Origin of the sequence: Streptomyces sp. NPDC049687 (genome assembly GCF_044465285.1) — a bacterium.
In the GTDB taxonomy this organism is placed as follows: domain Bacteria; phylum Actinomycetota; class Actinomycetes; order Streptomycetales; family Streptomycetaceae; genus Streptomyces.
Genome location: NZ_JBITLN010000004.1, coordinates 281,684 through 299,418, shown reverse-complemented (window position 1 = coordinate 299,418; position 17,735 = coordinate 281,684). Strand labels below are relative to the sequence as shown.

Sequence of the window (17,735 nt, the reverse complement as noted above, 5' to 3'; positions counted from 1 at the left end):
GCCGCCACTGAAGTGACAACTCGGCCTGCTCCTAAGCCGATTGGCAAGTCGGAAGCGCCGCGCGATCACTAGTCGTAAATGATCGTGACAACACCGAAATCAAGAAGATTTTCGGACTTTGCTGACTCTTTCCTAGGGGCCACTTAGCATCCAGGGACTGTCGCGAAGCGGAATGAATAGATCCGCTTGCCGTGCTCGCCCCCATGCACCCAAGGACGCCCGATGCCGTCACGGACTCCTGCCCTTCAGCGCCTACGGTCCATCCGAGCCTCGCTGCTGCTGCTCGCCCTGGTCCCGAGCCTTGCCCTCGGCGGCCTCTGGGCCACCACCACCGCCGAGGGACTGTCACAGGCGTTCAGGCTGCGCGCCGAAATGAAGACCAACCAGGCCATCGCCAAGCCGTTCGGCGACATGATCGACGCCGCGGCCCGCGAACGGACGCTCAGCGCGATCTATCTGGCCGCCCCCGACGCCTCGCGGGACGCCCTGAAGGCACAGCGCCGCAAGACGGACATCGCCGTGGCCGAGATGGCACGGCTTCCCACCGCGCTGAAGGACGCCCCCCAGAAGTCCAAGGCGGCGTTCAAGCCGGTCGCGGATGCCATGCGGGTACTGGACCTGCCCAACCTGCGGGCCCGTATCGACCGCCGGTCCATCGACGCTCGGACGGCCACCGCGGCGTTCACCAGCGTCATCGACGCCGAGATCCTCGGCACCGACCAGGCCCTCCGGGTGAGTGACTCGTCCCTGGTGGCGGAGGCCATCCCGATCAGGATCCTGATCGACGCCCGTGAACAGCTGCAACTGGAGGACGCCACGCTGGCACCCGCCGTGGCGCGCGGACGGCTGAGCTCCGAGGACCGGGCCGCCTTCGACAGCGCGGTGGGTGCGCGTCGCTACCTGATCGCGAGCCTGAACGGTCAGCTGGACGCCCGGCACCTGGCGGAGGTGAAGAAGCTCACCGGCAGCCAGACGTGGAAGGCCATGGAGAAGATCGAAAACGCCGTCATCACCGAGCGGGCCGACGACGGCACCGCCCTGCCTGCGGCGGCCCGGCAGTGGCCCCGCGCCCAGGCCGAAATCCAGCCGCGGATGCAGATGGTCACGGTCGGCCCCATCATCGCTCTCATCGCCCAGAGCCAGGACCGAGCAGACTCCCTGCTGCGGCAGGGTCTCGTCACCAGTGGGGCGGAACTCCTCACCGTCATCCTGGTGGCTCTGCTGTCCTGGCGGGTCACCCGCTCCCTGATGCGGCGTCTGGCCGGCCTGCGCAGAGCCACACTGGAGCTGGCCGACACCCGGCTGCCCGGCCTGATCGACCGGCTCAACCGCGGGGAGAACGTCGACGTCGAGTCGGAAGCCGCAGACCTCGACTACGGCAACGACGAGCTCGGCAAGGTCGCCCACGCCTTCAACTCCGCCCAGCGCACCGCGCTGCACAGCGCCGTAGGTCTCGCCGACGCCCGCCGCGGCTTCCAGAAGGCCATTCTGAGCGTCGCGCGGCACACCCAGAACCTGGTGAACCGTCATCTGAGCCTGCTGGACACGATGGAGCACAAGCACCAGGAGCCCGACGTGCTGAAGGGGCTCTACGAGCTGGACTCCCAGGCGAGCCAGATACGCCGCTACGAAGAGAACCTCGTGATCATCAGCGGGGGACAGCCCGGACGCCGCTGGACGCAGCCGGTCCCCGTCGTCGACGTCATCCGCGGCGCCGTCGGCGAGGTCGCCGACTACCAGCGCATCACGGTGCACGCCGACGAACAGCTGAAGCTGGCCGCGCACGCCGTGTCCGACGTGATCCACGTGCTGGCGGAACTCATGGAGAACGCCACCACCTACTCGCCGCCCGTCTGCCCGGTGTGGGTCCGCACCGAGCAGGTCGGCAAGGGACTCGCTGTCGAGATCGAGGACCGCGGACTCGGCATGCGGGAAGAGGAGTACGCCGAGGCCAACCGGAGACTCTCGCAGCCGCCGCAGTTCGACGTCCTGGCCCTCGCCGACGACGCACGTCTCGGCCTCTTCGTGGTCGCCCGGCTGGCCGCCCAGCACGGTATCCGGGTCACGCTGCGCTCCTCGCCGTTCGGCGGCACCTCGGCGGTGCTCCTGATCCCCTCGAGACTTCTGATCGAGGACTCCCTGATGCTCCCGGACTCCCCCGTGTTCCCAGATTCTCCGACGATGCCAGAGGCGGACACCCAGCCCACCGCGGCCCTCGTCGGCACGGCCCGGCAGCCGGACACCCAACCCGCTCCCCGCCCCGCTCCCGCTTCCCACTACGACGAGCAGGCTTCCGAGCGACCCTCCGTCTTCACCCCCCTGCGCCGCCCCGTCACCCCACAGGTTTCCAGTACCGCCCGGGCGGTCGGGCCCGTGGCGACCATGCCCCCAGCGGTCTCCTTCCCCGTCCACGGCGCTCCGCCCCTGCCGCAGCGTGTCCCCCAGACGAGCCTGGCCGAAGAGCTGCGCCGTGACGCGCCCTCCGCCCAAGTCCTCCGGGCAGACCCGGATCCACTGCCGTCGGCGGAACAGGCCGCCAAGACGATGTCCGCCTTCCAGCGCGGCACCCAGCACGCCCGTGACTTCAACGTACGCCCCGTCCCCGACCTCGATTCCTCCGCGACGACAAAGGCCCCGCAATGACCGTTCACCCGCACCGCGCCCCCGCCACCTCCCGCCTCGACTTCCTGCTGACCGGCCTCGTACACCAGGTGACCGGCGTGCGATTCGCCGTCGTGGTGTCCGAGGACGGGCTGGTGGTCAGCAAGTCCTCGGCCTTCCCCAGGCCCGAGGCCGAGCGGCTGGCCGCGACCGTGTCGGGGCTGATGAGCCTGAGCCGGGGCGTCAGCGCCGACTTCGACGGGGGGTCGGTCGTCCAGTCGATGCTGGAGATGCGCAACGGTTTCCTCATCCTCACGTCGGCCGGTGCCGGCACGCACCTCGCCGTGCTGACCGATGCTCAGGCCGATGTCGGCGTCGTGGCGTTCGAGATGAACATGCTGGTGAAGAAGGTCGGTGAGCACCTCGGTTCCGCCCCCCGCGCCGAGATCTCCGCGCTGCACGGCGCAGGCGGTTTCGAGCGGTGAGCGGCAGCCCCCAAGAATCCTGGGCGCAGCCCGAGGGGGGCACTTGGAGGACGGTACGGACGTTCACACTGACCGGCGGCCGCACGCAGCCGAGCCGGGACGTCTTCACCCTCATCACCCTGGTGACGACACTCGACCCGCCCCCGGCGTCCGTCGGACACGGTCTGCAGCCGGAGCACCTGCGCATCCTGCGCATGTGCGCGCAGCCCCTGGCTGTCGCCGAGATCTCCGCCTATCTGGACCTGCCCGTCTCCGTGACGACCATCCTGCTCTCGGATCTGCTGGAACAAGGCCGGATCCTCGCCCGCCCGCCCATCCACGTGGCCGAAAGCCCACAGACCGCACTGCTGCAGAGAGTGAGGAACGGCCTTGCCCGGCTCTGACAACGCCCCTGAGGCTGTCAAGATCCTGATTTCCGGCGGGTTCGGCGTCGGCAAGACCACCATGGTCGCCGCCATCAGCGAGATCACACCGCTCCGTACGGAGGAACGACTCACCGCCGCGGGGGTCGGGGTGGACGACGTGATCGGCGTGGAAGCCAAGACGACCACGACGGTCGCCCTGGACTTCGGCCGCATCACGCTCACCCCCGACCTCGTGCTGTACCTGTTCGGCACACCCGGCCAGCAGCGCTTCTGGTTCATGTGGAACGACCTGGCTGTCGGCGCCATCGGCGGGGTGGTGCTGGTGGACACGTGGCGCCTGGAGTCGAGCTTCGCCGCCATCGACTTCTTCGAGAAGCGCGGCATCCCCTTCGTGGTGGCCGTCAACAACTTCGAGGGGCGGCCGCACTACAGCGTCGAACAGATCCGCGGAGCTCTCGCTCTCCCCCCGACGTCGCCGGTGCACGTGTTCGACGCCCGGGAGCGCGGCGCCTGTCGGGACGTACTGGTGGGCCTGGTCGACCATGTGCTCGCCCAGGTGTCCGATCCCTTGCCGACGACCCGCTGACCGACTGCCCGGTCTCGGCGGCAGAGGGCGACCGTGGTGTGGTCGGCCCGGATCCCCTGACCACCCGGACTGCATCACGCCGACGACCTCATTCATACAAGCAGACGATCTCCACCCACGCCGACCAGAGCCTCTTCTGGCCCGTCAAAGCGGTACTGCAGGGTGTTCGACGGTGTCTCACTCACGCCTCAGACCCTCTCACGTATCACGAAAACTCACACGGCCCGGGGAATCCGACGGCTCCTGACCCTGGGTGCGGTGCGCGACGGCGACCGGGCTCCTGCATGTCGGCGAACCGCCCGGCCCCGAACCCGGCCCGGGGCAACGGGTGTGGGTCTACGGCGGCCGGTCCTACCGGCCCTTCGGTGCCGCCTGAGTGACTCACCGGAAAGCCGCCTCGGGCTGCGCCGTCGTCTGCCGGCGTCGGCCGAAGACCTCGTTCTCGCCCTGTTCGTGGGGCTGGGCTTCGCTGTCGCCGCTGCCGTCGTGCACGTCGGTGGACAGCAGGTGTTCGGCGCCGTGTTCGAGGGCCTTGGCTGCCTCGGTCGAGCGGGGGAGCATGGTCTTCTCGTAGGTGAGGACGGCGTCGTCGACGGTGGCGGCGTTCGCGAGGGCGAGGGCGAGTTCGCCGGCGTCGAGCATGGCGAGGTTGACGCCCACGCCGAGCGGGGGCATGAGGTGGGCGGCGTCGCCGAGCAGGGTCACCGTCGCATCGTGTTCCCAGGTGTGCGGGACCGGGAGGGCGAGGATCGGGCGATCGACGTAGGGGCCGTCGTTTTCGGTGATCATCCGGCGCATGCGGGGCGACCAGTGGGCGTATTCGTGGCGTAGCACGGCGCGGATGCCGTCGGTGTCCTCGGCGGTCAGCCCGTGGGTGCTGATCCAGTCGAGGGGGACTCGTCGGATGATGTGGACACGGATGTGGTTTCCGCTGTTGCGCTGGGCGAACAGGGCGCGTTCGCCGTCGGCTGCGTGTGCGCTGCCCGCACCGACCAGCTCGGCGATCTCGGGGTGTCGGTTCTCGACGTCGGAGAACCACGCTTCCAGGAAACCGACTCCGGTGTACTCGGGGACGGCGGGGGACACGGCCGGGCGTACCCGGGAGAAGGCGCCGTCGGCGCCGATGACCAGATCGGTCTCGATGCTCGTGCCGTCGGCGAAGTGCAGTCGCCGCGGCCCGTCGGCGGGTCCACTGATCGTGTCGAGGGCGTGGCCCCAGCGCACCGTTCCCGGCTGCAGGGAGTCGAGCAGCAGGTCGCGCAGTTGGCCGCGGTCGATTTCCGGCTTGAAGAGTTCGTCGGGCGCCGGGACGTGACGGGAGGTGATCGTGCCGGTCGGGTCCAGCCGGCGCATTTCCTGCCCTTCGGGACGGGCGAGGGCGAAGAACTCGTCGAGCAGGCCGGCTTCGCGCAGGGCGACCTGGCCGTTGTCGGCGTGCAGGTCGAGGGTGCCGCCCTGGTTGCGGGCGTGGGGGCCCGGGTCGCGGTCGTAGACGGTGACCGCGATGCCGCGCTGCTGGAGGATGCGAGCGCAGGTCAGTCCGCCGGGTCCGGCGCCGATGATGCTGATGCCGGCGTTGGCGGGTTCTGGGGAGTTCATGGTGGTTCCTTCCGGTCGGCGAGGAGGAGACATCGGGCGAAGAGAGCGGGGCGGGGCACTCCGGCGTCGGCCTGGGCCGGGAAGTGCGCGAGCGTCCCTTGATGGATCAGGACGGTCACGGGCGGTGCGCCGCCCGATGACCCTGCCTGCGGGACGTGCCGCTCAGGTGCTCACGGCCTCATAAAATCAGAACAAGAAAAAAAGTACAACAACTCTACTTTGCGATTGGTTCGACTTCCGATACGCTCCAGCCATGACCGTGCCCCCCGTCAGCCGCCGCGACCGCAAGAAGGCGGCCACCCGGCAGGCGATCGCCGACGCCGCACTGCGGCTCTTTCTGGAGCGTGGCTACGATCACGTAGGCATCCGTGACATCGCCGACGCCGCCGACGTGTCGACCGCCACCGTGTTCAAGCACTTCAGCGGCAAGGAAGCGCTGGTGTTCGACCAGGACCATGACCGGGAGTCAGAACTGATCGCCGCGGTGCGGGAGCGACCGTCCGGTCAGAGCATCCTCGACGCCCTCCGCCGGCACGTCGTCGACACCTGGCCCTCGATCGAGGCGCACCCCCAGGCGGCCGAGTTCACCCACCTGGTGCAGTCCACGCCGGTGCTGCGCGCCTACGCCGAACGCATGTGGACCAGGTACACCGACAGCCTCAGCGCGGCCATCGCCGACGAGGTCGGCGTGGACCACGACGACCTCGCATGTGCGGCTCTTGCCCGCTTCGTACTCGACATCCCGGCCCTCGCTCGTGGTCGGCAGGACCGCCGAGCCGCCGTCGAGGCGATCTTCGACATCCTCACCCAGGGCTGGGAACCGCCCGGCAAGCCGTCTGCGCCGTAGCCCCCCGCGCGTTTCACCTTGACCCCGGCGAGTTGCCGCGCGTGGGGACCGAGGCCATCCGGCCGAGGGGAAGCCTGCGGATCCGGTGGGAGCAGCGGCCGTTCCCCCGGCGCTTCGCGGCGGGGGAGGTGTCCGTGAGCGGCTCGGTCACGTGGGCCCGGTGCCCGTACGAGCGGGGGACGACGTCCGGCGGTCGCCGTCCGGCGCCGGGTCGGCCGGTCCGGGCGGCCCGCCGGGACCGGCTCCTGGTACCGGGTGTCCGAGGGCCGACTCGGTGCTCTCGCCGAGGAAGCCGCCCGACTGGTGCTGCCACAGCTTGGCGTAGGCACCGTTCACGGCGAGCAGCTCCTCGTGGGTGCCCTGCTCCACGACGTTTCCGCGGTCGAGGACGACGAGACGGTCCATGCCGGCGACGGTGCTCAGACGGTGGGCGACCACGAGGGCCGTACGTCCGTCCATCAACCGCCACAGGGCGTCCTGGACGAGGATCTCGCTCTCCGAGTCGAGCGCGCTGGTCGCCTCGTCGAGCAGCAGGATCGGGGCGTCGCGCAGGATGGCCCTGGCGAGGGCGACGCGCTGGCGCTGGCCGCCCGAGAGTTTGACACCCCGCTCCCCCACCAGAGTGCCGAAGCCGTCGGGGAGTTGGTCGGCGAACTCCGTGACGTGCGCGGCCGCGGCCGCGGCGTGGATCTCCTCGTCGGTGGCGCCGGGCCGGGCGAAGGCGATGTTCTCCCGCAGGCTGCGGTGGAACATGGCGGGTTCCTGCGGGACGTAGGCGATCAGTGAGCGCAGGTCGGTCTGACGCAGCCGGCTGATGTCCTGACCACCGATCAGGATGCGTCCGTCGTCGATGTCCGACATCCGCAGCAGGAGCCGGGTGAGTGTGGTCTTGCCGCCGCCGGACCTGCCGACCAGACCGATCCGTGCGCCCGCGGGCACGTCCAGGTCGAGCCCATGGAAGATCGGCCTCGCGCCCGGGTGGGCGAAGGTCACCGCCTCGAAGCGGATGCCGGTGTCCCGCGGTGCGAGCGGTTCGGGTTCCCTCGGGTCGAGCACGGTGGGCGGCTCCAAGAGCAGCTCCGTGAACTGCGCGGCCTCGGTCATCGAGCTTTCCAGACGCCGGTAGATCTGGTTGAACTCGAACATGATCTCGGTGGCGTTGGAGTAGTAGGTGAAGGCGACGACGACCTCCTCCACTCCCTGGCCCGAGCCGCCGAAGACGATGGCGACCAACAGACCCAGCACGTTGGTCAGCACGGACATGGGGGCGATCAGTGTGTCGACGCGCAGGTTGCCGTAGTCCCACGACCTCAGCGTCAGACGCCGGGAGTCCGCGACACGGCCACGGTGTTCGTCGGCCTCCCGCTCCTCGGCCGCGAAGGCCCGGATGGTCTCCATGTTCACGAGGCTGTCGGCGACGTGGCCGGAGACCCGGGCGATCGCCGCCTCGCGGTCATGGACGAGCCGCTGCCGGCGACGGACCAGAGGTGTCGCGGCCACCACGGTCAGCGCGATCATCACCAGCAGGCCGGCGACGAGCATCGGTTCGTAGCTCCACAGCACCACGGCACCGAACACCAGGGGGACGAGACTGCCGACGATCCGGTACGTCACCGTGTCGACGAAGTCCTCGAAGCGCTTGCCGAAGCTCAGCACCCGTTTGGTCAGGGAGCCGGCGAAGTTGTCGTGGAAGAACGCCGCGTCCTTGGCGAGGAGTTCGTCCATGCCGCTCACGTACAGGTGTTCCATGCCGAGGGCGTCCACCCGGTTCAGGCAGTGCTGCCCGACCCGCCACACGGCCTCGGCGAGCAGCAGCGTCGCGCCGAAGCCCAGTACGTACGGCAGCGCCGAACTGAGGGTGATACCGCCGTCGTCGGCGGCCTTTCCCGCCAGTTTGGCGATCAGGAGGGGGGCGATGTAGCGGATTCCGATGTTGCCCACGGCCGGTAACAGCAGCGCGGGCAGGGCCAGCCGTCGAAGTCGCAGCAGTTCCCGTCCGTATTGGCGCAGTGCCAGAACGACCGCGCTCCTGCCCGGCGTCGGCCCTGGCGTGACTGTTGTCCCCATCACACTCCCGGAGGTTCGGAAGTCGGAAGTGTCCCGTCGGGGGAGGTCCTCAGTCCAGGCATTTACCGCGGATTGATGAGAACCGGACACCGCCGCAGCCAGCGTGCGCAGCGGACGTGTCCAGTGGTGAGTTCTGTAGGTGGCGAAGCCGTCGTCGCAGTTCAGGAGCTCGGGGTTCGGTGGAACGCGTGGAGGGGCTCTGGTGCCGTACCGGCACCAGAGCCCCGAAGGAACCGCTGCACCATCTGCCGACCACTGTGCTGCGCCGGCCTTCTGTATCCGCCGACCCGACCGAAATGCCGTCGGGGACGCGGGGATCGCGGTTGCTTGACCGGAGACCACCTCACTGTCGATGTCCTGCGGTACCCGGGCTCGAGATGTCCACCCAGGCGATCCCGATGGCGTTCGGCTCCTCCGTCTTCCCTCGGTGATCAACCACTCACGGCGGCCCCTGACCACTGCGGGCCACCCGGTGCGGTCGTCAGCCCCGTCGCCATCCTGCGAAAACCCTGGCTTCGGAGCTCCACCACCGCACCGTCCTGCGCACGGCGACTTCCCGTACTGCTGCCCGGCAGTTCGTCTCTGTCGGGCCTTGCTCGATCTCGACTACGAGAGAAACCATAATCATGCCACCATCGAATGTCTACTCCGGCCACCATAGATTTCCGTTTCCTCGAAGAGGAGGTAACCCGCCTCAACTGGTCCACAAACGGTCGGAGCGGCCCCGAGCCGAAGCCCGGCGCCAGAAGCGCCCCACGGCCGCGCAGCCCATGGGCATGCCGGTGCCTCGAAGAGGATCTGCGCCGCGGCGGGGACCGCCGCACACGGGAACCGACTGCGACCCCGACACCCTCGAGGCGCGCGCCACCGCTCAGCAGCCGAACGGCCGGTGAATATAATCTGCGTCGTGTCGAAACCTGACGAGTTGCTGGTTGCCGTCGCCGCTCTGGTGGAATCCGGGCAGAGCAACCAGATGTCCCTGACCGTGGTCACCGGTGGTGCTGTCATCACCGGTCGGCTGGCTCCCGAAGCAGTGTGGAGGCAGAGAGTCTCGGAGGTACTGACGGACTCGGACCGTCTGGGCGAGTTCTCCGCCGTCTTCCACACGCCCGCGCCGAACGGGCCGCCCACGCATCTGCACTTTCACGTCGCCCGGATCCTGCAGGGCACGGTGGGGATCCCGGAGACGGGCGGAATGTACCGTGTCGCGATCGAGGACGTCGGCGCCTGGACCGTGGGCGACTTCAGCTATTCCGACCGCTGACCTCGGACGAGTCCGGACGTCGAAGGAGCGGCGAGCGCCCGCGGACCCCGACAGCCCCGGCCGGTTCGCGTCATGGGTGTCGAGCCTTGTTTCCCTGACGGCTCTCCAGCGACGGCCGTGCCAAACACCGCCAGGAGGCAGTCCCGGCCGCGGGCCGTCCACCGGCGGCCGCGTACCGGACCTGACCGGGTGGCGTCGACCGCGTCACGTCACCAGGTCCGTGGGAGCGTGTGGGCGACGTACTCGGTGAGGTCGAGCAGCCGGTTGGTGTAGCCCCACTCGTTGTCGTACCAGCCGAAGACCTTGACCAGTTCGCCGTGCGCCTGCGTCAGCGGGGCGTCCAGGACGCACGAGGCGGGGTCGCCGACGACGTCGCGGGAGACGATCGGAGCGTCCGAGACCCGCAGGATTCCCTTCAGCGGCCCGTCGGCGGCCTCCCGGAACGCCGCGTTGACCTCGTCCGCGGTCACGGGCCGGTCGAGGATCACGCTGAGGTCGGTCAGCGAGCCGTCCTCGACGGGGACGCGTACGGCGATGCCGTCCAGCGTGCCGGCCAGCTCCGGCAGCACGAGGCCGACCGCGCGGGCGGCTCCGGTGCTGGTGGGGATGATGTTGACGGCGGCGCTGCGGCCGCGGCGCAGGTCCTTGTGCGGGCCGTCGAGGACCACCTGGTCGTTGGTGTAGCCGTGAATGGTGGTCATCAGGCCCTTGACCAGGCCGAAGTGCTCGTCGAGCACCTTCACCACGGGCGCCACGCAGTTGGTGGTGCAGGAGGCGTTGGAGACGACGTGGTCGTTCTCCGGGTCGTACGTGCCCTCGTTGACGCCCATCACGATCGTGGCGTCGACTCCCTTGCCCGGCACCGAGAGCAGGACCTTGCGGGCGCCCGCCTTCAAGTGCAGGCCGGCCTGCTCGCGGGTGCGGAAGCGGCCGGTCGACTCGATGACCAGGTCCACGCCGAGGCCCGCCCAGTCCAGCTCCGCCGGGTCACGCTCGGCCGTGACGGCGATCCGGTGTCCGTCCACGGTCAGTGAGACGTCGTCGTGTTCGACGGCGCGGCCGATACGCCCGTACGTCGAGTCGTACGCCAGCAGATGGGCCAGCGCCTCCGGCGAGGTCAGGTCGTTGACCGCCACGACCTCGACCGGTGCGCCGGTGCCGCTCTCCGCGCGCTCCAGCACGCAGCGCAGGTAGTTGCGTCCGATGCGGCCGAAGCCGTTGATGCCCACGCGCACGGTCATGTCCGTCGCCTCCCGGTGAGTGCCGCCCGGCGGTGTCCGGGGTGCGCTGCCAGCCTGGTGGCCGGGGGGACGATCCGGCTTGGGCCGCACGGGGGTGAGGTGAGGGACGTTCGACCCTGCGGGCTTGGAGCTCCGGACAAAAGTGGCGATCAGCTCGCGGCGTCTTACGCGGTGGCCACCGGAGGCGAGCGCGGCCAGGACCGACGGCCCCCAGGACGCCCCTGACCGGCCCTCGTGGCAGCCCCGGTCGGTGGCCACGCTGGTCATGGGCCCGAGCGGGCGGCCTGCGCCCCGGGCCGAAGGAGTTGATCGCCATGACAACCCTGACGGGAACGCCGGATCGTCCGGTCCGGGTGAGCGCGGTGCTGGACGCGCCGCTGTCCCGGTGGCTGTGGCTGGTGAAGTGGATCCTGGTCATTCCCCACTGTGTGGTGCTGTTCTTCCTCTGGATCGCCTTCACCGTGGTGAGCGTGATCGCGTTCTTCGGCATCCTGTTCACCGGGCGCTATCCGCGCGCCCTGTTCGACTTCAACCTGGGTGTGCTGCGCTGGAGCTGGCGGGTCGCCTACTACTCGTACGGCGCGCTCGGCACCGACCGGTATCCGCCGTTCAGCCTGGGTGAGGAAGCCGGCTATCCGGCGCGGCTGGACATCGCCTACCCCGAACGGCTCTCCCGGGGTTTGGCGCTGGTGAAGTGGTGGCTGCTGGCCGTCCCGCACTACATCGTCATCGGCTTCTTCCTCGGTGGCCTGCACCTCGGCTGGTGGAACGGCGGGCTCGTCGCCGTCCTCGCGGTGGTCGCCGCCATCACCCTGGCCTTCACCGAGAAGTACCCCAAGGGCCTGTACGACCTGATCCTCGGCCTCAACCGGTGGGTGCTGCGAGTCGCCGCCTACGCCGCCTTGATGACGGACACGTATCCGCCGTTCCGGCTCGACATGGGCGGCACGGAACCGAGCGAACCGGAGGTGCTGTCGTGACAGGCTGCCGCCCACACCTGGTCGGCGCGATCGCCCTCGCCGCCTTCGGGCAAAGTGGCCGCGGTCGTGCCGGCGGCCAACCGCGGCATGCGTTCTCCTGCCGGAGTCCGCGGGATCACCACCCGTCGTTGCCTCCGAGGCCCGTCAGGGCGCCCACCGGGTCGGGGTCGGGGGTGCCGCGCGGCCACCAGTCGTCGTGGCCGGGCTCCGACTCGTACGCATACCACAGGCCGTCGCGGCCGAAGCGGAGCTGGACGTGGCCGCGGGGGTGGGTGAGGTGGTTGCGCCAGGGGCGGAAGGCGGGAAGGTCGGCGGCGAGGAGCAGGGGGCGGGCCCGGTCGAAGCGGCCGGCCGGGGGATCCCAGGGCTCCTCGAGGACGGTGAGGCCGTCCGGCCCGCCCTGCCGCCAGGCGGCGACCGCGCGCGCCAGCTCGGAGGGGGTGCGGCCGGCTGCGGAGGCGAGCGAGGCGTAGAGGGAGCGGGTGGCGGCGGTGAGCCCGGAGCCGGGGCGGGCCGCGGCAAGGCGTACCGCGTCCTGCCAGAGGGTCAGTTCGCCGATCTCGTCGTGGCCGGTGGTGAGCAGGGCGTGGGCGCGGGCGGCGGCGTCGGTGGCGAGCTGGTCGAGGGCGAAGGAGTCGGGGCCGTCCGGCGCGGACGGGTAGGCCGGGGGCTGCTCGGGGTGCGGGGGGACGGGCAACGGGGCGGGCAACGGCGGGAGTCGACGCGCGGGGGCCAGGGCCTCGGTGGCCCGGACTCCCGGCAGGGGGGCCGGCAGCCGTTCCTGGGCGGCGCGGGCCGCACGGGTGGCGTTGCGGCGGGACAGGGCGTCGAGCAGTTCGCGCTCGCCCCGGCCGCGCAGCAGGAGCAGCACGAACGGGTCGGCGTCCAGCAGCCGTGCGGTCTGGTAGCAGAGGGCGGCCGCGTGCTTGCAGGGGTGGCCTCGGTCGGGGCAGCTGCAGTGCGGCTCGAGGTCGCCGGGGCCGGGGAGCAGGGGCACCCCGCACTCGGCGAGGGACTCCGGCATCTCCTTGTCGAGCAGTGCGGCGATGTGCGCGGGGCGTTCCACCGCGGCGTCCAGGAAGCGCTCCCAGTCGTCGTCCTCGAACGTACGCAGCCGCACCTGGACACGGTAGGGGCGCGGGCGGCTGCCCTGTACGTACGCCAGGACGAGGCCGGGGGTGACGGTGATCGCGTCGACGTTGCCCTGCTGGGCGTAACTCCGGCCCCGGGCCAGCCTCTTGATGTCGAGGGCGCCTTCCTCCAGCGCGGTGACCCAGGCGTTGCCCCACCAGGTCTCGGCGAAGCGGGTGTCGTCGGCCTCGCCGGGGGCGGGGAGGGGCGGGAAGGCGGGGAAGGTGCGGCGGTGATCACCGTCGCGTGAGGGCGCGGCCATCGAGCGGGGGGAGCCGGCGGGAGGTGGGGTGGGGTCGGCCGTGGCGGCACCGGGGTCGGGTCCGAGGAGGGGGCCGGGTGAACCCGGCGCGGTCGCGCCGGGTTCCCGCTGCGGCGGGGCCTCGGCGGAGGCGGCGTCCTCCGCCGGCATCCCGAAGGCGCCCGCGAGCAACTCCCGCAGATCGCGCGCGCGGTCGGAGGGACCCTGATCCCCGACGCGGCCCGGGCCCTGGCGGGCCGACCTGGCGGAGGGGCTGCCGGGCGAGGTCGCGGTGGAGGCACGGGCGGGGCGGGCGGCGGCGCGGGACGACCGGCGCGCGGTCCCGCCGTCCGTCTCCCCCGTGTCGGCCGCCCGCGCCTGCGCCCGGGCGGCCCGCAGGGCCTCACGGGCAAGGTCCGCGGGGCGTGCGGCGGCCGTGTGCTGCGGTGTGCCGGGCTCGCCGGCTGCGGGGCGCTCGGCGGCCGTGTGCTGCGGTGTGCCGGGCTCGCCGGCTGCGGGGCGCTCGGCGGCCGTGTGCTGCGGCGTGCTGGGCTCGTCGGCCGGGGGCGGGAGGGTGATCGGGTGTTGTGAGGCGCGGGGCTCGTCGCCCACGGTCCGCTCGGGTGGCGTGCCGGGCCCAACGGCCGCGGGGCCCGCGCCGGTCGTGGGCTGCGGCGCAGCGGGCTCGCCGGCCCGGGGCCCTGGGGCGGTCGGGTGCTCGAGGGCGCGGGGCTCATCGCCCGCAGGCCGCTCGGGTGCCGCGCCGCGCGAGGTGCCGGGCCCAACGGCCGGAGGGCGCGCGCCGGTCGTGGGCTGCGGCGCAGCGGGCTCGCCAGCCCGGGGCCCTGGGGCGGTCGGGTGCTCGAGGGCGCGGGGCTCATCGCCCGCAGGCCGCTCCGGTGCCGCGCCGCGCGGGGTGCCGGGCCCAACGGCCGGAGGGCGCGCGCCGGTCGTGGCGTGCGGCGTGCCGGACCCTACGGCCATGGAGCGCAGGCCGGTCGTGGGCTGCGGCGTGCCGGGCTCGTGGGCCGGGGGCCGTGGGGCCGTCGGATGCTGGAGGGTGAGGGGTTCGTCGTCCTCGGGGCGCTCCGCGGGCGGTTTCTGCGGCGCGCCCGGCTCGTCGGTGGGCGCTGCGGGGTTCGCCCTGCGTCGCAGGGCCGCGCGGGCCGCGTCGGCGGGTCGTGGTGCGGGGGTTTCGTGGTCCGCGGTCGGGGCTGCCGGCGGCTTCTGGGCCGGGCGCGGCGGTGATGGCTGTTCCTCTGCTCGGTCCCGATCGCGGTCGCGGGCGGCTCGCAGGGCGCGACGGGCCGCTTCGGCGGGGCTCGGTCCGTCCGGCCGGTGGACGGTCCCGGCGGTGCTCGCCGCCTTCTCCGGCTCGGCCGGCGTGTCCTGGTCCGGCTCCGCCATCACGCCTCCCTCCGCAGTCGCACCAGGTCGGTCAGCTCGCGGTTCGTCAGTTCCGTGAGGGCGGACTCGCCGGAGCCGAGGACGGCGTCGGCCAGGGCGCGCTTTGCCTGGAGCATTTCGGCGATGCGGTCCTCGACCGTGCCCTCGGTGATGAGGCGGTGGACCTGGACCGGCTGGGTCTGGCCGATGCGGTAGGCGCGGTCGGTGGCCTGTTCCTCCACGGCCGGGTTCCACCAGCGGTCGAAGTGGACGACATGGCCCGCGCGGGTGAGGTTCAGGCCGGTGCCGGCGGCCTTGAGGGAGAGGACGAGGACCGGGGTGGCGCCGCTCTGGAAGCGGTCCACCATGCGTTCGCGCTCGGGGACGGGGGTGCCGCCGTGCAGGAGCTCCACCGGGACCGCGCGGGTGGCGAGGTGGGCGGTGATCAGCCGGGCCATGCCGACGTACTGCGTGAAGACGAGTGCCGAGCCGTCCTCGGCGAGCAGGGTGTCCAGCAGCTCGTCGAGGAGGGCGAGTTTGCCGGAGCGGGCGGCGAGCCGGTCGCCGACTGCCGTGCTCTCCTCCTTGAGGTAGAGCGCGGGGTGGTCGCAGATCTGCTTGAGCGCGCCCAGCAGCTTCAGCACCAGGCCCCGGCGGGCGATGCCCTCCGCCGTCTCGATGGCGAGCAGGGACTCGCGCACCACCGCCTCGTACAGGGCGGCCTGTTCGCGGGTGAGCGGGACCGGGTGGTCGGTCTCGGTCTTGGGCGGCAGCTCGGGCACGATGCCCGGGTCGGACTTCTTGCGGCGCAGGAGGAACGGACGGACCAGTCGGGCCAGGCGCTCCACGGCTTCGGCGTCCTCGCCGTTCTCCACCGCGCGCGCGTGCCGGGCGCGGAAGGACTTCAGGGGGCCGAGGAGGCCGGGGGTCGTCCAGTCCAGCAGGGCCCACAGTTCGGAGAGGTTGTTCTCGACGGGGGTGCCGGTCAGGGCCACGCGCGCGGGGGACGGGATCGTGCGCAGGGCCTTCGCCGTCGCCGAGTACGGGTTCTTCACATGCTGCGCCTCGTCCGCGACGACCATGCCCCACGGCTGTCCGGCCAGCGTGACGGCGGCGGAGCGCATCGTGCCGTACGTGGTGAGGACGAAGCCGCCGGTCAGGTCGGTGAGGCTGCGGTCCTGGCCGTGGAAGCGGCGGACGGGGACGCCGGGCGCGAAGCGGGTAATCTCGCGCTGCCAGTTGCCCAGGAGGGAGGCCGGGCAGACCACCAGGGTCGGCTCGGTGCGGGCCCGCTTGAGGTGGAGGGCGATGACGGTGATCGTCTTGCCGAGGCCCATGTCGTCGGCGAGGCAGCCGCCGAGGCCGAGGGAGGTCATGAGGTCCAGCCAGGCCAGGCCCCGGAGCTGGTAGTCGCGGAGGGTGGCCCGCAGGCCGGCCGGGGCTTCGGCGGGGCGGACGCCGGCCGTGAGGCGGTCGCGCAGCGCGGCCAGAGCGCCGACGGGGACCGCCTCGACGCTCTCGCCGTCGACCTCGGCGGTGCCCGTGAGCGCGGCCGACAGGGCGTCGACCGGGTCCAGCAGGCCCAGTTCGCGCTTGCGGGCCTTGCGCACGAGCGCCGGGTCGACCAGGACCCACTGGTCGCGCAGCCGCACCACGGGACGGTGGGCCTCGGCCAGCGCGTCCATCTCGGCCTCGCTGAGCGGATCGCCGCCGAGCGCCAACTGCCAGCGGAACTGGAGCAGTTCCTCGCTCTCGAAGAAGCCGGTGCCGTCGGTCGCCGAGCCCGGCGCGGGCCGTACGACAGCCGCGGCGCTCAGATCGTGGGCGAGGTCCCTCGGCCAGTGCACGGCGACCCCCGCCGCCGCGAGCCTGCTCGCCGCCACCCCGAGCAGGTCGCTCAGCTCGCTCTCCGACAGCGCCAGCGCATCGGGCGCGTCCTGTTCGGCGAGCCGGGCCAGCGGCGGCCAGACACGCGCCGCGCGCCGCACGGCGAGGGCCGCGTCCACGCGCGCGCGGGGACCGAAGGCGGCGTCCGCCTCGCCCGCCCACAGGGCCGCCGCGTCGGTCATCAGGGTCGGGTCGGCGAGGCTGTGCACCTGGACGATCGCGGCACCCGCGCTGCGCGTCCGCGCGCCGTCGTCGGCCGTGTCGAACATGTCGTACGCGGTCAGGTCCAGGCGGAGCGAGATCCGCACGCCCGCGTCCATGCCGGCGGCGACCTCCGCCGCCCAGTCGTGGGCGGCCGGCAGCAGCTGGGGCCGGCGGTCGGCGAAGGGCCTGCCGGCGGCGTACGGCGCGGCGGGGGTGCGGGGCAGGGTGTCCGCCACGGCGTCCAGGAAGGCGCGCATCAGGGCCTCCGGCCGCGGCAGCCGGAGCGGGCCGGGGCCGGGCAGGGGCACGGCATGGCCCTCGTGGGGCAGCGCGGCGGCCACCGCGCGCAGGTGCGCGACGTCCTCCGGGTCCAGGGGGCCGGCCCGCCAGGCGTCGTGGCCCGACGGGGTCAGGCCGGGCAGCAGACGGCCGCGGGCGGTGAGCCGCAGGGCGTGCAGGGCGGCCGCGCCCCAGCAGGCGGTGGCGGGGTGGGCGGCGGGGTCGCGCCGGGCGCGCACGAGCAGCGGGAGCGCCCGGTCGAGCGGCAGTGCCAGGGCGGGGGCCGGCCGGCGGCGGACCGAGGCGCCATGGGGGCGTACGACGGTCAGTTCCGTGCGCTCGGCTGCGGCCGGGGTGGGCAGCGGGCCGTCCTGCGGGTCCCAGAAGGCGATGCGGCCCTCGCGCGGGAGAGGGGCGGGCAGGAAGACGGCGGCGAGGCGCACGGGGACGCTCCCCTGTGCCGCCGAAGCCGTATCGCTCATACGCCGTGTCCACCTCCCGCCCGCGTGTCGGATCAGTCGTCTTCGACTCTACGGGCGGGGTCTGACAATCGGCCCCGGCGACCGGCCGGG

The 17,735-nt window shown here is 72.0% G+C and carries 12 protein-coding genes; 7 read left to right on the top strand and 5 right to left on the bottom strand.

All coding sequences use genetic code 11. The features are described 5' to 3' along the window. Window positions 1–222 precede the first annotated feature (222 nt). The 4 genes from ACIBVL_RS15710 to ACIBVL_RS15695 are packed head-to-tail and all read left to right on the top strand — an operon-like array spanning window position 223 to window position 4,037. On the top strand, window positions 223–2,643 hold the full coding sequence (locus tag ACIBVL_RS15710) for a nitrate- and nitrite sensing domain-containing protein (RefSeq protein ID WP_399097694.1): 2,421 nt from the start codon (window positions 223–225) through the stop codon (window positions 2,641–2,643). Continuing rightward, the gene (locus tag ACIBVL_RS15705) at window positions 2,640–3,086 is read left to right on the top strand and encodes a roadblock/LC7 domain-containing protein (RefSeq protein WP_399097693.1); all 447 of its coding nucleotides are present in this window, start codon (window positions 2,640–2,642) and stop codon (window positions 3,084–3,086) included. The genes ACIBVL_RS15710 and ACIBVL_RS15705 overlap by 4 nt, the downstream gene beginning before the upstream one ends. Further along, the gene (locus ACIBVL_RS15700; RefSeq protein ID WP_399097692.1) at window positions 3,083–3,469 is read left to right on the top strand and encodes a DUF742 domain-containing protein; all 387 of its coding nucleotides are present in this window, start codon (window positions 3,083–3,085) and stop codon (window positions 3,467–3,469) included. Before ACIBVL_RS15705 ends, ACIBVL_RS15700 begins: the two co-directional genes overlap by 4 nt. Continuing rightward, the gene (locus ACIBVL_RS15695; RefSeq protein WP_399097691.1) at window positions 3,456–4,037 is read left to right on the top strand and encodes a GTP-binding protein; all 582 of its coding nucleotides are present in this window, start codon (window positions 3,456–3,458) and stop codon (window positions 4,035–4,037) included. The genes ACIBVL_RS15700 and ACIBVL_RS15695 overlap by 14 nt, the downstream gene beginning before the upstream one ends. Before the next feature lie 381 nt (window positions 4,038–4,418). Here ACIBVL_RS15695 and ACIBVL_RS15690 read toward each other — a convergent pair whose 3' ends face one another. Beyond that, window positions 4,419–5,636, bottom strand: a complete 1,218-nt coding sequence (locus ACIBVL_RS15690) for an FAD-dependent oxidoreductase (protein WP_399097690.1) — start codon at window positions 5,634–5,636, stop codon at window positions 4,419–4,421. A 253-nt stretch (window positions 5,637–5,889) separates the two neighbouring features. On the opposite strand from ACIBVL_RS15690, the gene ACIBVL_RS15685 reads away from it, so the two are divergent. Then, the gene (locus ACIBVL_RS15685) at window positions 5,890–6,483 is read left to right on the top strand and encodes a TetR/AcrR family transcriptional regulator (protein ID WP_399097689.1); all 594 of its coding nucleotides are present in this window, start codon (window positions 5,890–5,892) and stop codon (window positions 6,481–6,483) included. Window positions 6,484–6,630: 147 nt separating this feature from the next. Here the strand turns inward: ACIBVL_RS15685 and ACIBVL_RS15680 are convergent, their stop codons facing one another. Beyond that, on the bottom strand, window positions 6,631–8,550 hold the full coding sequence (locus ACIBVL_RS15680; protein WP_399097688.1) for an ABC transporter ATP-binding protein: 1,920 nt from the start codon (window positions 8,548–8,550) through the stop codon (window positions 6,631–6,633). A gap of 907 nt (window positions 8,551–9,457) precedes the next feature. Here ACIBVL_RS15680 and ACIBVL_RS15675 point away from each other — a divergent pair. Further along, a complete protein-coding gene (locus ACIBVL_RS15675) occupies window positions 9,458–9,814 on the top strand; it encodes a hypothetical protein (protein WP_399097687.1) in 357 nt (118 codons plus the stop codon). A 209-nt stretch (window positions 9,815–10,023) separates the two neighbouring features. On the opposite strand, the gene gap is transcribed toward ACIBVL_RS15675, so the two are convergent. Next, window positions 10,024–11,055, bottom strand: a complete 1,032-nt coding sequence (gap, locus tag ACIBVL_RS15670) for a type I glyceraldehyde-3-phosphate dehydrogenase (RefSeq protein ID WP_399097686.1) — start codon at window positions 11,053–11,055, stop codon at window positions 10,024–10,026. 314 nt (window positions 11,056–11,369) lie between these two features. Here gap and ACIBVL_RS15665 point away from each other — a divergent pair, with 314 nt between their 5' ends. Next, window positions 11,370–12,035: a DUF4389 domain-containing protein gene (locus ACIBVL_RS15665; RefSeq protein WP_399097685.1), complete on the top strand. Its 666-nt coding sequence runs from the start codon at window positions 11,370–11,372 to the stop codon at window positions 12,033–12,035. A gap of 115 nt (window positions 12,036–12,150) precedes the next feature. Here ACIBVL_RS15665 and ACIBVL_RS15660 read toward each other — a convergent pair whose 3' ends face one another. Together ACIBVL_RS15660 and ACIBVL_RS15655 are read right to left on the bottom strand one after the other, a co-directional pair. Next, window positions 12,151–14,019 (bottom strand): SWIM zinc finger family protein, encoded by a 1,869-nt coding sequence (locus ACIBVL_RS15660; protein WP_399097684.1) that lies wholly within the window; start codon window positions 14,017–14,019, stop codon window positions 12,151–12,153. A 794-nt stretch (window positions 14,020–14,813) separates the two neighbouring features. Further along, the gene (locus ACIBVL_RS15655; protein ID WP_399097683.1) at window positions 14,814–17,645 is read right to left on the bottom strand and encodes an SNF2-related protein; all 2,832 of its coding nucleotides are present in this window, start codon (window positions 17,643–17,645) and stop codon (window positions 14,814–14,816) included. Between the last annotated feature and the right edge of the window lie 90 nt (window positions 17,646–17,735).

Excerpts from the sequence above, each read along its gene's own strand:
- ACIBVL_RS15710 (WP_399097694.1), top strand. The coding sequence starts at position 223 with ATGCCGTCACGGACTCCTGCCCTTCAGCGCCTACGGTCCATCCGAGCC.
- ACIBVL_RS15705 (WP_399097693.1), top strand. The coding sequence starts at position 2,640 with ATGACCGTTCACCCGCACCGCGCCCCCGCCACCTCCCGCCTCGACTTC.
- ACIBVL_RS15690 (WP_399097690.1), bottom strand. The coding sequence starts at position 5,636 with ATGAACTCCCCAGAACCCGCCAACGCCGGCATCAGCATCATCGGCGCC.
- ACIBVL_RS15685 (WP_399097689.1), top strand. The coding sequence starts at position 5,890 with ATGACCGTGCCCCCCGTCAGCCGCCGCGACCGCAAGAAGGCGGCCACC.
- ACIBVL_RS15680 (WP_399097688.1), bottom strand. The coding sequence starts at position 8,550 with ATGGGGACAACAGTCACGCCAGGGCCGACGCCGGGCAGGAGCGCGGTC.
- gap (WP_399097686.1), bottom strand. The coding sequence starts at position 11,055 with ATGACCGTGCGCGTGGGCATCAACGGCTTCGGCCGCATCGGACGCAAC.
- ACIBVL_RS15665 (WP_399097685.1), top strand. The coding sequence starts at position 11,370 with ATGACAACCCTGACGGGAACGCCGGATCGTCCGGTCCGGGTGAGCGCG.
- ACIBVL_RS15655 (WP_399097683.1), bottom strand. The coding sequence starts at position 17,645 with ATGAGCGATACGGCTTCGGCGGCACAGGGGAGCGTCCCCGTGCGCCTC.